The 18,649-nt window shown below is 46.0% G+C and carries 19 protein-coding genes and 1 pseudogene; 4 read left to right on the top strand and 16 right to left on the bottom strand.

Annotated features, from left to right (window positions below; genetic code table 11):
* Positions 1 to 83 precede the first annotated feature (83 nt).
* On the bottom strand, positions 84 to 923 hold the full coding sequence (locus RRU94_RS25070) for a KPN_02809 family neutral zinc metallopeptidase (RefSeq protein ID WP_315693548.1): 840 nt from the start codon (positions 921 to 923) through the stop codon (positions 84 to 86).
* 183 nt (positions 924 to 1,106) lie between these two features.
* Complete coding sequence (locus RRU94_RS25075; RefSeq protein WP_315693549.1) at positions 1,107 to 1,595, bottom strand: SRPBCC family protein; 489 nt, start codon at positions 1,593 to 1,595, stop codon at positions 1,107 to 1,109.
* Positions 1,596 to 1,760: 165 nt separating this feature from the next.
* Between RRU94_RS25075 and RRU94_RS25080 the strand changes: the two genes are divergently transcribed.
* Positions 1,761 to 2,345 (top strand): LOG family protein, encoded by a 585-nt coding sequence (locus tag RRU94_RS25080; protein WP_315693550.1) that lies wholly within the window; start codon positions 1,761 to 1,763, stop codon positions 2,343 to 2,345.
* Positions 2,346 to 2,413: 68 nt separating this feature from the next.
* Here the strand turns inward: RRU94_RS25080 and RRU94_RS25085 are convergent, their stop codons facing one another.
* From RRU94_RS25085 to RRU94_RS25100, 4 genes are all read right to left on the bottom strand, one after another.
* Positions 2,414 to 4,216, bottom strand: coding sequence for an ATP-binding protein (locus tag RRU94_RS25085; RefSeq protein WP_315693551.1), 1,803 nt, complete (start codon positions 4,214 to 4,216; stop codon positions 2,414 to 2,416).
* A 270-nt stretch (positions 4,217 to 4,486) separates the two neighbouring features.
* On the bottom strand, positions 4,487 to 5,401 hold the full coding sequence (locus RRU94_RS25090) for a LysR family transcriptional regulator (protein WP_309090807.1): 915 nt from the start codon (positions 5,399 to 5,401) through the stop codon (positions 4,487 to 4,489).
* Between the two features lie 116 nt (positions 5,402 to 5,517).
* Entirely contained in the window at positions 5,518 to 6,081 is a 564-nt protein-coding gene (locus RRU94_RS25095) for an O-acetyl-ADP-ribose deacetylase (RefSeq protein WP_315693555.1), read from the bottom strand.
* A gap of 5 nt (positions 6,082 to 6,086) precedes the next feature.
* Entirely contained in the window at positions 6,087 to 7,346 is a 1,260-nt protein-coding gene (locus RRU94_RS25100) for a CYP152 family fatty-acid peroxygenase CypC (RefSeq protein WP_315693556.1), read from the bottom strand.
* A 164-nt stretch (positions 7,347 to 7,510) separates the two neighbouring features.
* On the opposite strand from RRU94_RS25100, the gene RRU94_RS25105 reads away from it, so the two are divergent.
* Both RRU94_RS25105 and gsiB read left to right on the top strand, forming a co-directional pair.
* A complete protein-coding gene (locus RRU94_RS25105) occupies positions 7,511 to 9,250 on the top strand; it encodes an ABC transporter ATP-binding protein (RefSeq protein WP_315693557.1) in 1,740 nt (579 codons plus the stop codon).
* A 187-nt stretch (positions 9,251 to 9,437) separates the two neighbouring features.
* Positions 9,438 to 9,881, top strand: coding sequence for a glucose starvation-inducible protein GsiB (gene gsiB / locus RRU94_RS25110; protein WP_315693559.1), 444 nt, complete (start codon positions 9,438 to 9,440; stop codon positions 9,879 to 9,881).
* A 96-nt stretch (positions 9,882 to 9,977) separates the two neighbouring features.
* On the opposite strand, the gene RRU94_RS25115 is transcribed toward gsiB, so the two are convergent.
* The 7 genes from RRU94_RS25115 to proC all read right to left on the bottom strand — a co-directional run bounded on the left by RRU94_RS25115 (position 9,978) and on the right by proC (position 14,591).
* On the bottom strand, positions 9,978 to 10,439 hold the full coding sequence (locus RRU94_RS25115; RefSeq protein WP_315693560.1) for an aldo-keto reductase family protein: 462 nt from the start codon (positions 10,437 to 10,439) through the stop codon (positions 9,978 to 9,980).
* A 240-nt stretch (positions 10,440 to 10,679) separates the two neighbouring features.
* Positions 10,680 to 11,384, bottom strand: a complete 705-nt coding sequence (locus RRU94_RS25120) for a YjjG family noncanonical pyrimidine nucleotidase (protein ID WP_315693561.1) — start codon at positions 11,382 to 11,384, stop codon at positions 10,680 to 10,682.
* A complete protein-coding gene (locus RRU94_RS25125; protein WP_315693562.1) occupies positions 11,381 to 11,851 on the bottom strand; it encodes a DMT family transporter in 471 nt (156 codons plus the stop codon). Before RRU94_RS25125 ends, RRU94_RS25120 begins: the two co-directional genes overlap by 4 nt.
* A gap of 16 nt (positions 11,852 to 11,867) precedes the next feature.
* A complete protein-coding gene (locus RRU94_RS25130) occupies positions 11,868 to 12,578 on the bottom strand; it encodes a Crp/Fnr family transcriptional regulator (RefSeq protein ID WP_315693563.1) in 711 nt (236 codons plus the stop codon).
* A gap of 18 nt (positions 12,579 to 12,596) precedes the next feature.
* Positions 12,597 to 13,022, bottom strand: a complete 426-nt coding sequence (locus RRU94_RS25135; RefSeq protein ID WP_315693565.1) for a DMT family transporter — start codon at positions 13,020 to 13,022, stop codon at positions 12,597 to 12,599.
* Positions 13,023 to 13,154: 132 nt separating this feature from the next.
* Positions 13,155 to 13,496, bottom strand: a complete 342-nt coding sequence (locus RRU94_RS25140; RefSeq protein ID WP_315693566.1) for a zinc ribbon domain-containing protein YjdM — start codon at positions 13,494 to 13,496, stop codon at positions 13,155 to 13,157.
* A gap of 252 nt (positions 13,497 to 13,748) precedes the next feature.
* The gene (gene proC / locus RRU94_RS25145; RefSeq protein ID WP_315693568.1) at positions 13,749 to 14,591 is read right to left on the bottom strand and encodes a pyrroline-5-carboxylate reductase; all 843 of its coding nucleotides are present in this window, start codon (positions 14,589 to 14,591) and stop codon (positions 13,749 to 13,751) included.
* A gap of 287 nt (positions 14,592 to 14,878) precedes the next feature.
* Here proC and RRU94_RS25150 point away from each other — a divergent pair, with 287 nt between their 5' ends.
* A complete protein-coding gene (locus tag RRU94_RS25150) occupies positions 14,879 to 15,640 on the top strand; it encodes a MerR family transcriptional regulator (protein ID WP_315693569.1) in 762 nt (253 codons plus the stop codon).
* A gap of 30 nt (positions 15,641 to 15,670) precedes the next feature.
* Here RRU94_RS25150 and RRU94_RS25155 read toward each other — a convergent pair whose 3' ends face one another.
* The 3 genes and pseudogenes from RRU94_RS25155 to RRU94_RS25165 form a co-directional block, all read right to left on the bottom strand.
* Complete coding sequence (locus RRU94_RS25155) at positions 15,671 to 16,534, bottom strand: PPK2 family polyphosphate kinase (RefSeq protein WP_315693570.1); 864 nt, start codon at positions 16,532 to 16,534, stop codon at positions 15,671 to 15,673.
* A 215-nt stretch (positions 16,535 to 16,749) separates the two neighbouring features.
* A pseudogene (locus RRU94_RS25160) lies at positions 16,750 to 16,839 on the bottom strand (MFS transporter); the annotation flags it as partial.
* Between the two features lie 129 nt (positions 16,840 to 16,968).
* Complete coding sequence (locus tag RRU94_RS25165) at positions 16,969 to 18,570, bottom strand: amidohydrolase (RefSeq protein WP_315693571.1); 1,602 nt, start codon at positions 18,568 to 18,570, stop codon at positions 16,969 to 16,971.
* Between the last annotated feature and the right edge of the window lie 79 nt (positions 18,571 to 18,649).

Below are 18,649 nucleotides of genomic sequence, written 5' to 3' on the forward strand. Positions count from 1 at the left end.
TCTGCTGCATAGCCGGTAAAAACTTTTTCCGGCTATGCAGCAGAATTATCCGGCCCTGTTACTCATAAACCCGCTTAAGCCCTTTATAAATCCTTTGCGTTAAAGGTGTCTCCGTTTTTTAAATTACCGGATTCAAAACCGCGGTAAAACCATTTTTTCCGCTGCTCTGATGTACCGTGCGTGAAGCTGTCCGGTACAGCATATCCTTGCGAGCGCTTTTGAATCGTATCATCTCCGACGGCGCTTGCCGCAGTCAATGCTTCTTCTACGTCACCTTCTTCAAGCAAATCCATTCCCTGTGCATGATGAGCCCAGACGCCCGCATAGTAGTCGGCCTGCAATTCCAGCTTAACCGAATATTTGTTGTACTCTTCTTCGCTCAGCTGCTCCCGCAAAGCATGTACCTTTTGAGAGGTGCCCAGCAGTGTTTGAACATGGTGCCCGACTTCGTGGGCGATCACATACGCCATTGCAAAGTCTCCAGGTGCTTGAAACTTGCTTTGCAGTTCTTGATAAAAGCTTAAATCGATGTAGAGCTTCTGGTCACCCGGACAATAAAAAGGACCGACCGCTGAAGTGGCGGTTCCGCAGGCGGAATCTACACTGCCGGAATACAAGACTAAAACCGGTTTTTCGTATACCATGCCTTCTTCCTGAAATACTTTGGTCCATACATCTTCTGTATCAGCCAGCACAACAGACACAAACTCGGCAAGCTCCTGATCTTGTTGGGTTTCTTCGTAAGGAACCGTATTGGTTCCCGACATACCGCCAAGTAATTGAGACGGGTCACCGCCAAGCAGCGTAAAAATAAGTACTATAATTAAGCCAACTCCGCCAAGTCCGCCGCCAAGCACCGCTTTTCCGCCCATGCCCCGCCGGTCTTCTACATTTGAGCTGCCTCTTCTTCCCTGCCATTTCATTATATTCCCTCCTCCAGACAAACCTTGATCGTACTAGTGTTATACCCAGCAGAGAGAAGCATTAGACTGTGAAAAAAGACATTTTTACCTGCGGGCTGACAGAAAAATGTGGAAATGCCCTATAAAAAAGGGACCGATCGTCTTTTTTATTTAAAAAACGAATCGTCCCTTATAAAAGTTTTCTTATGATCGGATGTTTTCTATATAGGCTTCAAGCTGTGCAAATGTTCCGGAAAATCCTTTTTTAATGGCTTCTTCGGCGGATTGAAACACCGCTCTTTCTTCTTCTGTCGCGTTAAACGGCAGTCCTTCTATCTCAATCGTCGTCTCGCCGTTTTCTTCTGAAAAACTGAGCGTATTTAAAACTTCAAGCGGCCAGCTTTCATTAAATGGCGCACGGATCGTCTCCCCTTGTTCGTCCGCAAATGAACTGGTAAAAGCAAGCTTGTTCGGTGATTCCACTTTATGATATGTAAATTTTCCGTACACCACTTGTCCATCCGGCAGTGTCTGCTTGTAGTGAAACAGCCCGCCCGGCTTCACGTCAATCGATACAACATCAAGCTTCACACCCGGCGATCCCCACCAGTGCAGCAAATGATTTCCGGCTGTCCACATGCTGAACACAAGGTCCTGTGGTGCATGTACTTGTTTTGTAATAACTACGTTCATCTCCCAATCCCCTTTCATAATACGTCCTTCTATTGACTATACGTCACATAAAGAGGATTGTACATGCCCGATGTAAATCTACTGTAAAGATCGGGGCTCTGCTGTTCTGTTTTTCCAACAAACAAAGTATACTTGAAGAAAAAGAAAAGAAACGGGGCTAAGTGGATGAAGAGAATAGCAGTTTTTTGCGGTTCGGCAAGCGGCGCATCAATAAGCTATACAGACAGCGCTGTTTCACTCGGAAAAGAACTGGCCAAGCGGGGTATCAGCCTTGTTTATGGCGGATCGAGCGCGGGGCTCATGGGGACAGTAGCCGACACGGTTTTGCAGGAAGGCGGCGAAGTAATCGGCGTGATTCCAACATTGCTGAAGGAGCGGGAAATTGCCCATACCCGGCTTACCGAACTGCATGTTGTGGAGTCGATGCATGAAAGAAAAGCGAAAATGGCCGAGCTTGCTGATGCCTTTATTGTACTGCCAGGCGGCGCCGGCACGATGGAAGAATTTTTTGAGGTGTTTACGTGGGCACAAATCGGCCTTCATCAAAAACCGATCGGCCTATTGAATCCTGCGCATTATTTTGATCCGCTTGTTTCCTTCTTTGACCACATGACCACTGAACAATTTTTACAGGAGCAGTACCGTTCCATGCTCTTAGTCCATGATTCGGCAGCACAGCTGATCCGCTCGTTTCATGCGTACGAGCCTCCGGCTGTGAAAACATATAAAAAAGAAAAAACCATGTATTAAAAAAGCATGCTTCCTTTTCTACGGAAGCATGCTTTTTGGTCGGTTTCATTCTTTTTTCCGGGCGAATGTCAGGCACCTGCGCTTTTCTCTTTCTTCTCACCCGCTTTAATCGGCAGCCAAACGGTTACCTTTGTTCCTTCTCCTTCACGGCTTTGGAATGTCATATCGCCGCCGTGCTCCTTTATAATTCTCATGCTGACCATCAATCCAAGTCCCGTGCCTTTTTCCTTACTCGTATAAAAAGGTTCCCCGAGCTTTTCCAGCCGCTCTTTTGGCATGCCCATTCCCCGGTCTGTTATAGAAACGGCCAGCCTGTTATGGATTTGCTCGTGGTCAATGGCAATGATACTATTTTTCGGCGAGGCTTCCACCGCATTTTTCAACACATTAATAAATACCTGCTTAAGCTGATTTGTATTTCCTTCAAGCTCGACCTCTTCTTTAAACGGCTCCATTTGAATATTGATGCTTTGGGTGATAGCCTGCATATTTAAAAGGTCAACGACGTCTCTCATTAAATGGCTCAAGGTGATGCTTTGTTTCACGATGACTTCAGGCTTAGCGAGAACGAGCATCTCGCTCGAAACGAACTCAATACGCTCAAGCTCATCAAGCATAATCTTCGTATATTTCGGATCAATGGAATATTCCTGATCAATCAGCTGAATAAATCCCTTTAAAGAAGTGAGCGGATTGCGAATCTCATGGGCGACACCGGCGGCCAGCTGGCCGACAATATTCAACTTTTCTGTTTTTCGTATATATTCTTCCTTTTGCTCCATTTCGGTAATATCTGTCGCTACACAAAGCAGTTCCTTATGCCCTGCTGAAAAAAAGAGCGGTTTTTTCGTTATTTGTACTGTGTACATCCGGTCATCTGGCGTTTGCAAGTACTGTTTTTCCTGTATCTTTGCTTCATCTTTCTCCAGCAGGTACATATCCTCCTTTGCCATCTCTTCTGCCTGCTTTGGATCTGCATAAAAATCGCTTTCCCGTTTTCCAAGCATTTGTTCAGAAGAAACGCCATATAAAGCAGCAATGGCGGCGTTCGCCATCGTAAAGCGCCCGTACTGGTCTTTTGCATAAATAAAATTCGGATTTGCATCAATGACTCTTCGGAGAAAAAGCTGCTGAATCAACAGCTGTCCGTTTACTTCCTCCATCTTGTTGTAAATCAATTTCACGTATGCTGTGAAAATGCCCATTACTAAAATAATAAGAGCCAAAATCGCTTGAAACAAAGGGCTGTCCGATGATAAATTGATTACCCCGAATGAGTACGCTAATAAAAGAGAAACGAAAAAGACTCTTAAGAACGTGCGGCGATGCTTGTCGACGATTTTAAATGTTAAATAAATAGCGAGCAAATCCATCACAATGATCAATAAAATATGAATCGAGAACGTCCAGCCGAGCGGACCCGCCATCGGATAGTAAAACTCTTCATTAAACGGCGGGATAGAATGGCGATCAAAACCGGCAATCCCAAGCGGTGTCCAGCTGATCATATAAACGACAATAGTCCAAATGAGCATCCCGATATAGGAAAAGCGATTGATCAGCTTTTGAAGTATTTTCTTTTTCCGGACATCAAACTGCAGTTCTTCAAAAAAAAGCAGCTGATACACCATATAAAATAAAAGCGGAGCGAAAACAACCGTTCCCATTCTAAAAAAGCGGAACAAGCTTTCAATCGTTTTCTGATCCAGCCATTCCTCACCGTAGAGAACAGCAATGCTCATCTGCCACATTGAAACCGCTAAATAAAAAACAGCAAGCGGATAGGTGACACGCTGATACTTAAGGCGAAACAAAATGACAAACGTTGTAAGCGGAATAAGCGAAAAAAAGACCATTAATAAAAAAGCCATGTCATCACCTGTAAAATGTACTTGTTTCTTCTATCCTACAGGAAACCGGCTCATGTTTCGAACATTTTTTCGCCAGCCCCTTAGAAAAGTCAAAGAAAAAACAAGGAAAGCTCTCCCTTGTTTTTTCATCCCCCAACGATTTAAAAAGTGTTTTTATTTGTGCTGTCGTTTGTATTGATTCCCTTCGTTCGTTAAGTTGTATGTATCATCACAGAACGAAGGTATAGCGTAACGGTTAAAATAGATTTTCCGCTATAGATAAAAGTTATATCACGGAGCCAAATGTGCCTCGATGATATTTTGAAGCTCCTGGAGATACACGTGCGCCATCCGGCCAAGCCGTGTTTTTTCATGTGCGATCCAGCCGACCGTAATCGTTTCATCTGCCTCAAGCGGTACTGGCACAATATTCGAGCCGTTTAAATCCTCGCTTAAAATACCGGTAGAAATCGTGTAGCCATTCAATCCAATCAATAAATTAAACAGCGTAGCCCGGTCGCTCACCTGAATGCTTTTAGAGCGCGGAAGCGTGCTGAACAGCTCTTCTGCATAATAAAAGGAATTGAATTCCCCCTGCTCGAACGACAAGCGCGGGTATTCTTCCAGGTCTTCAAGCGTAACGGATGCTTGGCCGGCCAGTGGATTTTGAGCGCTGACAAAAATGTGCGGTTTCGCTTGGAACAGCGGATGAAACAAAAGCCCTTCTTCCTTCAGCAGCTGTCCCATCACTTTTTCATTAAAAGAGCTGATATAAAGAATCCCAATCTCGCTGCGCAGGTTTTTCACGTCCTCGATAATTTCATAGGTTCTCGTTTCACGCAGTGTAAACTGGTACTCATCTGCCCCATGCTTTTTAATCATGTCTACAAATGCATTGACGGCAAATGCATAATGCTGTGTGGAAACAGAGAAAAGCTGGCGTGCCGGCGGAGATCCTAAATAGCGCCGTTCAAGCAGTTCTGCCTGCTCGACTACCTGACGTGCATAGCCTAAAAATTCCGCTCCATCTGTAGACAATGTAATGCCTTTTGGTGTCCGGATAAAAATAGTAATACCAAGTTCAGCCTCCAGCTCTTTCACGGCTTTCGACAAGCTCGGCTGTGACAAAAAAAGCCGGCGTGCCGCTTCATTAATCGAACCGCAGTGCACAATTTCAATCACATACTTTAACTGCTGCAGAGTCATTCTTCTACCTCTTTACTTTACATATTGATATCTATTTTTCTAAACCCCTATTATGCCAAACAAAGACCGCTTTGTGAAACAAGGGATAGCACACACAAAAAAACCGCTGAGCAAGCTCAGCGGCCTTCTTCCTGCATAACGCGGTTCATAGCCGCTTCATAAATCCGGTAGTCGTGATCTGAAAACAATGTAAAAGCTACATAGCCAAATGCCTGCTTCTCCAGAAAATCGATGACCGTGCGGAGAGCGACAACCGCTGCCTGCTCGATCGGAAAACCGTATACACCGGTCGAGATGGATGGGAACGTGATGCTTTTAATCCCGTTATCTGCTGCCAGCATTAAGGTATTCTGGTAACAGGAAGCAAGCTTTTCTTCTTCTCCTTCTGACCCGCCGCCCCACACAGGGCCTACTGTGTGAATCACATATTGAGCCGGCAGCTCATACCCTTTTGTCAGGACGGCTTCACCTGTTGCCAGCTCTTCCCCGTTCAGCTGTTCAGTACGGATTTTTTTGCACTCATCCATTAGCGCATGCCCTGCTGCCTGGTGAATGGCTCCGTCTACCCCGCCGCCTCCAAGCAGTGACCCATTAGCGGCATTGACGATCGCTTCTGTTGTCTGCTCAGTAATGTCTCCGACCATGAGTTCAAGAACATTATCATTGATTTGTGTTTTCATTGTCTTCACTCCTTTAATTGGATGTTACGCATAATAAAGCCGCTTTTCGGCATGCTTGGCATGCTGGTCATACTGAAGCTGATATCCTGCTCAGGTACTTCGTAAGACAAGCGGTTAACGAGAAAATCAACGCTTACTTTCATCAGCTCGATCGTAATCCACTCTCCTGCGCAGCGATGCCCATTATGATAGTCGCCGCCGCCCTGCGGAATAAAATCGAACGGGCTTTTGTCCCACTCTTCAAACCGTTCCGGCTGAAACAAATCCGGATTTTCCCACAAATGCGGGTCATGGTTGGTGCCGTATAAATCGAGAAGCGCTAACGTTCCTTCCTTAAAGTGCATGCCCCGCCATTCAAAATCTTTTTTCACTTTAGCGCCCGTGAAAGGAAAAAACGGATAAAAGCGGCGGACTTCCTGCACAAAATATTTTGTATAGGAATCATTGGCAGACGTTAATTTTGGTTTTTGCTCTGGAAACTGATGCAGCGCAAGGGCCGTAAAAGCAAGGTAAATGGACACCGCTGTAATCGGCCTTAAAATGTTCACCACTTCTACAGCGGCTGTTTTTGTATCCAATACTTCACCACCCAGCTCCCGATGATGAGAAAACACATACAGCGTTGATTCTTCCGGCGGATGAAGCTTTCCAGCCCGTACCTCTTCAATCAGGCCGCCCACCCACTTTTCAGCTTTTCGTCTGGATCGGCGTGCTTTCCAGTATTCCGGTCCGGCTGAGACAGCGGATTCAAACAAAGCACTCAATTCCTCTGTCCGCTGCTGTACTTCTTCTTCCTTAAGCGGCACACCGGCCCATTGGCAGGCAATCCGGCACAGCAGTTCTTTGGCTTCTTGGTATAAAACGATCTCGTTTTGCTGTGTCCACTTCCTTGCTGCCTCTTTCCACTGTTCTTCGGCGATGCCATTCAGCCGGGCAATGTGTTTTGGAGCCATTAAAGACATAAAAGCCGCTTTGCGCTGCCGATGTGCTTCCCCGTCAAGTGTTTGAACGCCGCCTTCTCCAAACAGCGTTTTAACGACTCTCTTCGGCGCCGCTCCTTCCCGCTGAAACTTTTCCGGATCATAAAACAAAGCGGCCGCTTCCTTACCGCCCATACAAATCGCCGGCTTCCCCATTAAACGTGTTTCAAACAAATCGGATTGAAAAGACCTGCGCCGGCTTGGTATGTACATGTATCCTTCTCTAAGCAGGCTTAAGCTTTGATCCAGCCCTTCTTCATGCGGCATTTCGTTTTGTCCGGACATCCACATCTCTCCTTTATGTTTTATGCTCCTCTTTGTTTTCCCCCTTTTATCGGAAATATAGCTTTTTTTTCGCAAAAAGGTTTCTATTCCCTGTAAAGCTTTGGCCATGCTGTTTTTTCCTTAAGAGAGTATACTGAAGGAAAAACGAGTATAGATAGGAGTTTATGCTGGTGGAAAACCGACCGAACAGCTTAAAGCCTTTTGTTGCCCTTCTTTTGTCGTCCGAGTTTCCACGGCGGCTGCTTGTTGCCGGACTGGCAGCAAGCGTGCTGACGACAGCTGCCGGGCTGGTCGTTCCTTTACTGACCAAAAATCTGGTCGATGGCTTTTCGCTTTCTTCCTTGAGTGTACCCCTCATGTCTGCCATCGCCCTTGCCTTCATCGCCCAGGCCGTCATTAATGGCCTCTCGATTTACTGGCTCAGTGTGGTCGGCTATAAGATCGTCTCAAGCCTGCGTGACCGGATGTGGATGAAGCTGATCCGTCTGCCTGTTTCCTATTTTGATCGGCAGTCAAGCGGAGAAACCGTCAGCCGGGTCGTAAATGATACAAGTGTCGTCCAGGACTTGATTTCTAACCGATTTCCTCAATTTATTTCCGGCATCATTTCGATTCTCGGTGCTGTGATCATTTTGCTTTTGATGGATTGGAAAATGACGATGCTGATGCTCGTCTCTGTGCCGCTGACGATCGCCATTATGTTTCCGCTTGGGCGAAAGATGGCGCAAATCTCGCGCGAGCTGCAGGATGAAACAGCCGCTTTTACCGGACACGTGCAGCAGACGCTCGGTGAAATTCGCTTAATGAAAGCTTCAACAGCTGAACAAAGCGAAGAAAGAAAAGGATTAGCGGGAATTGAAAGACTTTTTCAGTTTGGATTAAAGGAAGCACGGATTTTCGCCCTGATCGCGCCGATTATGTACCTTGTCGTCATGATCGTCGTTGTGATGATTATTGGCTACGGCGGCATGCGTGTGTCAAACGGAACTATGTCGACCGGTTCCCTTGTCGCCTTTTTGCTTTATTTGTTTCAAATTATTATGCCTATTACCTCATTCGCGATGTTTTTCACCCAGCTTCAAAAAGCAAAAGGAGCCACTGAACGGATTATCGCGATTCTGGATTTGCCGCCAGAGCCTGGACAGGATGGAATAGCCATGGATATTAAGAACGAACCTATCCACGTAGACAATGTATCGTTCGCTTACAGCAAAGAAGAGCCCGTTTTAAAAGGGATATCTTTTACTGCACAGCCAGGTGATATGATTGCCTTCGCCGGACCGAGCGGCGGCGGCAAAACGACGATGTTCGGTCTGCTTGAGCGATTTTATGAGCCGTCTTCCGGTGAAATTCGAATTGGCTCAACACCTATTGCGGACTTATCGATGGCTTCGTGGCGCAGTCAAATCGGCTATGTACCCCAGGAAAGTGCCATGATGGCTGGCACAATTCGGGAAAACTTGGTTTATGGGCTGGCAGATGGCAAAACAATTTCAGATGAACAATTGTGGGAAGTAGCGAGAATGGCTTATGCCGACCAGTTTATTAGAAGCTTTCCGAACGGTTTGAATACAGAAGTAGGTGAACGCGGTGTGAAGCTGTCCGGCGGCCAGAGACAGCGTATTGCGATTGCCCGCGCTTTTTTGCGGGACCCGAAAATTTTAATGATGGATGAAGCAACAGCCAGCCTCGACAGTCAATCAGAAGGGATTGTCCAAGAAGCGCTGGTGCAATTAATGAAAGGCCGAACGACCTTTGTGATCGCTCACAGGCTTTCTACGATTGTCGACGCCGATCAGATTATTTTCATTGAAAAAGGGCAGGTTACCGGAATGGGAACGCATGCGGAGCTGCTCGAATCTCATAAGTTGTACCATGAATTCGCTGAACAGCAGCTGGCATAACATGAATGTACTGCAAGGTTTTCATAAAGAGCTGAGAATAAAAGAATATATGAAGAGGCTTTTTTCTGCGCTTGAAAGCGTCTTTTTAGTTCTTTCGATCTTTTTTTGCAAATTCAGTTTGATTGATTGAGAGCCGGGTAACATACAACCGTAAGCAAAATCCAAATTTACTGAGGAGGAATTTTCGATGGCTAATAATAAAAACGATAAAATGAGTCGAGAAGAAGCAGGACGTAAAGGCGGAGAAGCAACAGCAAAAAATCATGATAAAGAATTCTACCAGGAGATTGGACAAAAAGGCGGAGAAGCTACCGCTGACAGCCATGACAAAGAATTCTACCAGGAAATCGGACAAAAAGGCGGAGAAGCTACTGCTGACAGCCATGACAAAGAATTCTACCAGGAAATCGGACAAAAAGGCGGAGAAGCTACTGCTGACAGCCATGACAAAGAATTCTACCAGGAAATCGGTAAAAAAGGCGGAGAAGCTACCGCTGACAGCCATGACAAAGAATTCTACCAGGAAATCGGACAAAAAGGCGGAGAAGCCAGAGGCCGTAATGATGACAACGATGGCAAAATGAGCCGTGAAGAAGCAGGCCGCAAAGGCGGACAAAAAAGCCGCCGTTAAAACGGATGCCTGAGGCTCCCTTAATAAAGGTAAAAAAGCCCGTGGACAATATCTTCTTCGAAGATGTTGCCCGCGGGCTTTTCGTGTATAAATACTTTAAGCCGCACCATCGTGATACGGTTCTAGCGACATATGCATCAAGAAATGTAAAAATTCACTGTTGTCTTCCTGTAAAAGGCGGCTTGCGTAACTCCATGCGTTTGTTTCAATCCGCAGAGCGATCCGTTTTTTCTCCAGCGGATCATCCGTGCAGTCAAGCTGGTCGGCCAGCTCTTCCAGCTCCCGGTCTTCCGCATGGCCAAGTTCATGGGCAAACACAGCGGCTAAATGCTGTTCAAACGGCTTCAATGAGCCGTAGAGTGTCCGGCACTGTTCTTGAATACCATCCCAATAAAGCGTAATTTTATGCTGAGCCAGGCTGTATTTGCCGCCGGCGATCGTATGGCGGCCTTCTGAATCATGAATTTCAACAGAAACACTGCTGCCGGATCGTTCAAGAAGGTGTTGAACGACTGCTGGAAGCCCGTCTTCTCTCTTATAAAGTTCCATTTCTCTCATTTTTTCTCTTTACCCCTGATCTTAAATTTTTCTCTATAGGCGGAGGAAACATGTTAAAAATTGAACAATCAAGTTATTTTACTATTATACGATATTCAGCCTTCTTTCGTATATGAGAACAACTTAGAGAAATAAATCACTTGCTGCCCGTGTATTCCTCCTCATAAAAGACCTAATCATTTCCCGGGAAAACACGGTGCTTTTCATTCTTCTCTTTATCCTGCGAATGTATTGGCTCCCTTATACCGGTTCCTTTTCCCTCACAAGGATCTGCGACAACTCTGCGAGCGCTTGAATCTGATAAGTCGGCTCAATCCCTGCTTTGTTCGGCTTCATGCCCGGGTTAAACCAGCACGTATCAATCCCTGCCTGCTGTCCCCCTTTGATATCCGCATTTAATGAATCTCCAATGATCAGTGCTTCTTCCGCATTGAAATGAGGAATGCGTGCAAACACATAATCAAAAAATTCCTTCATCGGCTTTTGAAAACCTGTATCTTCAGAAACAAAAATACCTTTAAAAAACGGATGAAGCTTTGAATCCAGCAGGCGTTTATATTGTGTTTTTGACACTCCATTTGTCACAATGTACAAGTCATAGTTCGGCTGCAAACCCGTCACTATTTCCAGTGCGTCCTCTATAAGCTGATGGCCTTCCTCCAGATAGCCGCGGTATTTTGCTTCCAGCACAGTTCCATCCACTGAGTACCCGTATTCTTGAAACAGAAGGGAAAAACGGCTGTTTACAACTTCTTCACGCGTGATGCGGCCTTCTTCAAACTCACTCCACAGCTGTTGGTTGATTTGTTTATATCTTTCTTTTATTTCATCCGTGAGCTGCATGTTTTGCTCAGCAAAAAGCAGAGCCAGTGCCGCCTGCTCTGCTGCGCGAAAATCCAAAAGCGTGTCATCAATATCAAATAACAATGTTCGGTAGTGTTTCATTCAAATCGCTCCGTTTTCTTTTCTGCACGTCGTTCTCCGCCCAGCTTAAATACCACAATTCCTCCAACAATGACCAATACCCCGATAAACTGCTGAAGCGTAAATGGCACCCGGTCAAGGCCAAGCCAGCCAAATGAGTCCCATAAAAGCGCAAAGCCCAGCTGCGCAGTAAGCACAACCGCTACTGCATATGTCGGTCCCAAGAGCTTAATCCCCTGTACAAGACACGTTACCACGCCTACACCGATTAAGCCGCTGAACCAAAACCATGGCTCCATTGGCTTAGGCTCTAGAAGCTTTCCGCCTTCAAACAGCAGACCCATCAAAAAAGATGCCGCAAAGCCCATCCCGAGAACAAGCGTAGTCGTTGCCCATCGGCCTGCCCATTCATTTACCTTACTGTTAAAGACATTTTGCACGCTGACCAGTGTACCGGCCACAAGTGCAAACAATAAACCCATTGCCATCCTTTCTTCTCCCTTCCTATCTGCCTGGCGGCTCGTAAATGCTTTGTCCTGCCAGTGCCTGAAGCCCCTGCCGGTCCTTGACTATAATACATCCTTTTTTTCTCTCCACAAGCCCTTGAGCGCAAAATGATTGAATCACCCGGTTCATATGGCGATAACTTGTGCCAATTAAGTTAGCCGCATCTCTTAAACTGGCTGTGCTCAGTTTTCCTTCAAAAAGTGCATGAGACTCATCGAAGGAAACCGATAATAAATAGCTTGCCAGCCGTACATCTACTGGATACATAAAATGAAAGTTTAACGATGTGGACTTCACGTAAAACTTTTCTGTAATGATATGAAGCAAAAATTGTAAAAGCGGCGGGTGATCGGCCGCCCATCGCTTCAACAAATGATGATGCACACCAATCATCACTGCCGGCGAAACAGCTTCCACCGTGTTAATGATGTCTATTTCCTGTACATACTCGATATCGCCAATAACGGCAAGCGGCTTTTGAAACGAAAGAATGAGCGTTTTTCCTTCAGCAGAAGTGGTATAAACCTTCAGCTTCCCTTTGACCAGCACATAGACATTCTCAAGTGCTTCACCTTGAGAACACACCCATTCTCCTGGCTCAAAATGGTATAAAGTTAAATACGGCTGCAGCTCATCCGGAAAAACAGACTCAATGTGATGCATACACAAATAATCTTTCAGCTGCTTGCTGTCGGTCTGCTCTTTCACCTTTTTTCCCCCATTCGGTTAAAGCTTTAAAATCACCACGCCAGCGACCATCATCATAATGCCGATCACCTGTGGCAGCCTGACTTTCTGTTTTACAACGCCAAACCATCCATTCAAATCAATGATAAAGGTAAACAGAAGCTGCGCGATAAGCAGTACCGCAATCGTTAGCGTTACGCCTACATGCTGAATGGCCGTCACATTGCCGAAAATAATGATGGCAGCCAGAGCGCCGCCTGCCAAATAAAGCGGCTTTACCTGCTTAAACTGCCCCCAGGTTCCATCCCGGACAATCAGAAAAACGAGCATTGCTGCCAGAAAACCGGTCAGCTGCGTTAATGAAGCGGCCTGCCATGTGCCGATGGTGTCACTAATTCGTGTATTGGCTACACCCTGCAATGTAATAAATGCTCCGCCTAAAAAAGCGAAAAAAATCCCTTTCATCCTGCTTCTCCTCATTCTTTGTTTTTTCTTATTAAAAAACAAAGAGGCAGACGCTGAAAAGGACATATGTCCTCAATCATTAAAAAAGAAAAGAATTCATTTTGAAAAGCGCTTCAAAATGAATTCTTCTTCTTAAATCTTTTTCACAAATTCCGACTTCAGCTTCATCGCGCCAAACCCATCAATTTTGCAGTCGATGTCATGATCTCCATCCACCAATCGAATGCTTTTTACTTTTGTGCCAATTTTAATGACTGATGAAGTGCCTTTTACTTTTAAATCTTTAATTACTGAAACAGAATCTCCATCTTGCAGGATGTTTCCATTCGCATCTTTCACTGCTTTACGATCCTCGCTGCTCTCGGCCGCTGCGCCAGGTGTCCATTCATGGGCGCATTCCGGACAGACAAACACATTTCCGTCTTCATATGTATACGCCGAGCCGCATTCCGGGCAATTTGGCAGTTCTGTCATTTGTATTTCCTCCAACTTCACTGTTTCTTCCCAGTATACAATGAATCCAGGAAAATCGTAAGCTCGTGGCTTACAGTCTTTCTCCGAAAGCAATCTACCCTAAAAAGTGGTTTTCCTTGAAGACAGCTTTTCTCCTGCCTTAGAAGAAAGGCTTTATTTTTCTTCTCTATGCTGTCTCGTTAAGAATTGCTTCCCATTTTCACAACCACCCGTTTTTTGGTCGTATTGGCCATCCAATTACTCCTTTTCAACTTATAAGTGTGTTACTGTATGGGAAAACTGTTCACTAATTTCTTTTGATCTTTTTGCGGCGCCTTTGACCGCCTCGTATATAGCTTCCCCTCCGCCAAACGATTCGAGCGCTGCCAGTCCTGCATATGTTGTGCCATTCGGCGATGTAATGTTCTCTCGCAGCTCGGCTGGTGTGTTTTCCTGCCGCATAATCATTTTGGCCGCGCCAAGCAGCGTCTGCGCACCGATCTCCCGAACCATTTGAATGTCCATGCCGCTTTCCCGGCCCGCTCTTTCCATTTGTTCGAGCAAAAAATAAAAGTATGCCGGACCACTTCCCGCAATGCCCGTAAATAGATCCATCTTTTCTTCTTCAATGGGGTACACTTTTCCAATGCTGCTCAAAAGGGCGGTTGCAATGTTTATGTTTTTTTCCTTCACCCAGCGCCCTGCGCAAATCGCTGTTGTAGATTCACCGGCAATAGCTGAAGTGTTTGGCATGGCCCGGATCACTTGCTGGCCTTCTGGAAAAAATGCCTCGATAAAGGCAGTTGTGAGGCCGGCCATCACCGAAACAATTACCTGATGCGGACCGACGGAGCCTTTTAATGACTGCAACGCTGTATCCGCATTTTTCGGCTTCATAGCTAAAATAAAGAAATCGATTTGATCAAACGGCAAATCACCGCTTTGCATCGCCCGGATTCCGTATTTTGCTTGAAGGGCTGCCCGTTTTTCATGATTGCTGTGGTTCGTGACGATCACATGCTCCGGAGCCCATTGCCCATTTTGAACAATCCCCGCGATCATGGCCTCCGCCATTGAACCTGCACCTAAAAACGCGACTGTTATTTGTTTGCCCATCTGTCTCTCCTTCGTGTTCGTATTTTCTGTTCGTATTTTCATAACGGTTTTCATACTAACATGCTCAGGTTGTATGTCAAGGAAGAACCCTAGAATAAAAAAGCAGTCCGAACATATACTCGCCATTATTTCCCTTTCCAATGACAGCGCTTAATAATGCAAAGGAATAAGCGTTCAGGCAAAAAGGAAAAAGTGATTTTTTCAGATCATTTTTATTAAAAAAATATAAACGCTTGACCTTTACGCAGCGTCAGCGTGTAGCATAAAAGCTATCAGGAGGGCTGCTTATGGAATATACCATCAACAAAATGGCACAAATGTCCGGCGTGACAACGCGCACACTCCGCTACTATGACCAAATTGGGCTTTTAAAGCCAGCGCGCATTAATTCATCCGGTTACCGCCTTTACGGCCAAAAAGAAATAGACCTGCTGCAGCACATTCTTTTTTACCGGGAGCTTGGCGTCAGCCTGGATGATATTGCGGCTATTTTACAAAAGCCGGACTTTAATGAGCTGGCTGCGCTGAAAAGCCATTACGAAAAACTGGCCGCAAAACACGATCGCCTTGAAAAAATAATGGCGACAGTGAAAAAAACGATCGCCAGCAAAGAAGGAGAGATCATCATGCAGGATGAAGAAAAGTTTGAAGGGCTGAAAGAAAAAATGGTCGAGGAAAACGAACAAAAATATGGCAGTGAAATTCGCGCCCGATACGGGGATGAAAAAGTTGACGCCAGCAACGCCAAGCTGATGAATATGTCAAAAGAGGATTTTAATGCGATGAACCAGCTTGGGGAGAACATTTTCATCCTTCTTGAGAAAGCGTCCGCTACAGGTGACCCTGCCTCACATGAAGCGCAGGAGCTGGCTGCCAGGCATAAGGAATGGCTCACTTATTCCTGGTCGAGCTATTCCAAAGAAGCACACACGGGACTGGCTGAAATATATATTGCAGATGAACGGTTTACGGCTTATTATGATGCCCGTGTAAAGGGCGGCGCCCAATTTTTACGGGATGCGATTTTGGTTTACACAGGGATGAAGTAAGAAAGAAGCCACACAGGTGTGTGGCTTCTTTCACTCGTTTTCCAGCTTCTCAATATATTCATCCAACTTTTGTCGGTCCTCATCTGAAATAACTGGGAATTGCGGATCAATTCCCTCCAGCAGCTCAATCATCACTTCCGTAATAATGTAGCGTGAATACCATTCATCATCTGCAGGAAGCACGTACCACGGAGCATGCTCGGTTGATGTATGGCGCAGCATATCGGTAAAAATCTCCTGATAGTTATCCCAATGCTCACGCTCCCTTACGTCATTGAAGGAGAATTCCCAATTTTTCTTCGGGTCTTTCATTCTTTCTAGCAGCCGATTTCGCTGTTCTTCTTTCGATACGTGAAAGAAAAACTTTACTACATAAAAGCCGTTTTCCACCATATAGCGTTCAAAATCGTTAATTTGCCGGAACCGCACCGGCCAAATATCTTCTTCTTTCTCTAAATGATCCGGAATGGTTTCCTCTCCCAATAAATCATGAACCCGTGTCGCGATGACTTCCTCGTAATGAGATCGGTTTAAGATGCCGATCTGTCCTCTCGCCGGAAGCGCTTCGTGAATTCTCCAAAGATAATCATGGCTCATTTCCGTAGCAGAAGGCTTCCCTAGTGTCGTTGTTTTCAACCCTTGCGCATTTAAATTCGAGAAAATATAACTGATGGCTTCGTCTTTTCCGGCTGCGTCCATTGCCTGCAGTACAACCAAAATGCCTTTTTTCTCCTCCGCGTAAAGCTTCCAGTGCAGCTCCTTTAGCCGGTTCACACGTTCAGGAATCTCATTGTCCAGCAGCTCTCGTTCCTCGATACCGCCTTTTTCCGATGTCGCATAATTTCGCAGATCCAGTTCTTGATTGGCTTTCACTAGATATTTTCTCGTATCCATGCCATCCTCCTATTTTTTTATGATCCCATAAATCAGGTTTCTTTTTTCTTACCCGCCTGATGCGAGGAACAAACGAACAAAAAAGATCGACAGCATACACCGAAAAAGCAGGCCCATTCCAGCGGACCTGCCTGCATTTTATATTTTAAAGACGTTGATTTAACTTCGGCGAGACCCTATCACCATTGGAATAAGCAATAAGGACAACACGGCACCTGCGTTTTTACCCGGCTGGACGGATGCGTGGCATCGATGATGATCGCAGTGCTGCTGATCAAGCCAAAGTTCCAGCCAAGTCCGAGCAAATTCTTATATAATTGCTTTTGCTTTTCGGGAGAATTGAGGTATGGCTGCAGGATGGTGGGCTGCCTCTTTGGCTCGTTCGTGTTGAAGGATCATTCGCTCTGCCCCTTTCCATTCTTTTCAGATTACGTTTATTCAATTGTTTTTGATTTGTTCCTTCTATCGTAGACAATCCGTCCTGCTACAACTGTTTGCACTGCTTTGGCAGTCAGCATCTCTTCCGATGTTCCGGCAAACAAATCCCGGTCAAAAATTGAAAAATCCGCCACATAATTCGGTTTAATAAGTCCACGCTCATGCTCTTTACAAATCGCCTGGGCACTGCCGAGGGTGTACATTTGAATGGCCTGGAAACGGGACAGCTTTTGTTCAGGCAGATACCCTTCATGCGCCTCCCCGGGCTTTTTGCGTTCAACCGCCGCATAAATGGAAGCCAGCGGATGAATATTCTCCACCGGCGCATCCGTTCCCGCTGCACACATAATTCCACGGTCTAACAACGTTTTCCACGGATATGCGTAACGGAGCCGCTCTTCGCCAAGGCGGTCCATCACCCACGGAAAATCGGATGGAACAAAAGCAGGCTGCACATCCACCACAACGGGCAACGCCGCCATTCGCCCCATTAAGTCTTCGCGTAATACGCAGCCGTGAATAAGACGGTCCCGTTTGCCTGCTGGCGGCGGATATTTTTCAATAAAATGAAGAACCTGTTCCGCCGCCGCATCTCCAATGATGTGCACCGCAATCGCTTCGTTATATTGACGCGCGATCTGAATTAATGCTTCGAGCTGTTCATCCGTATGAATAAGCAGCCCCTGGTTATCAGGCTGGTCCGTATACGGCGCAGACAGGGCAGCGGTTGATCCACCCAGTGCACCGTCCGCAAAAATTTTCATTGCACCCGGCTCAATAAACGGTTCATCAAATACGGCATTCGCTTTCATCATTTTTTCGAAGACGGCGTGATGGCGAAGCAGGTTTACTCTGAAATGATGCTTCTCCCCAATCACACGCTGAAAGGCCATCAGCGGATTGGTAAAGTCCCCGAAATAATGCATATCCTCTGTATGGCCGCCCGTTAGTCCATACGACAGCATTTGATCCACCGTCCGGTTTAGCACATCTGTTAAATAATCAACGTATGCCTCTCCTTTTCTTGGAATCGCCGCAGTAACCGGATCGATGGCTTTGTCATAAAGAAGCCCCGTTAACCTTCCATCCGCACTCCGCCCAATGTCACCACCGGCCGGAGATTGACTTTTCTCATCAATGCTTCCAGCCAAAAGAGCGGCTCTGTTACCGAGCGCTACGTGATGGCATACTCTCGTTAACAGGATGGGTTCTGTCCGGATCGCATCGAGCTCTTTCATCGTCGGGATGCGCGGATGAGAAAACGTATTCTCATCCCAGCCTTCCCCAAACAGCCACTTGTCCGCAGGCGTCGTTCGGGCGGCTTCTTTAACCATTTCCAGCATTTCTTCTGCTGAAGAAGCTGCCGACAAATCAAGCCGGACAAACGTTTCTCCTTGAAAGATCATATGCAGATGGCTGTCTACAAAGCCCGGGTACATAACCGCTCCCTGTAAATCAATCTCTTCCCCTGCTTCTTTCCTTAACTCATCCGCCGGGCCTGTGGCGACAATCCATCCGTTTTCCACTAACACCGCTTCTACCGTCTCATTTTCTCGTTCCATCGTATAGATCGTTCCACTGCACCAAAGTTGTTTCATAAAAAGATCCTCTCTGCCGTTTTTATTCTATTTCATCCCGATATTTATAAACAACACGTGAAGCTGTGTATTAACAGTT

Source organism: Domibacillus sp. DTU_2020_1001157_1_SI_ALB_TIR_016 (assembly GCF_032341995.1).
GTDB classification, from domain to species: Bacteria; Bacillota; Bacilli; order Bacillales; family Domibacillaceae; genus Domibacillus; species Domibacillus indicus_A.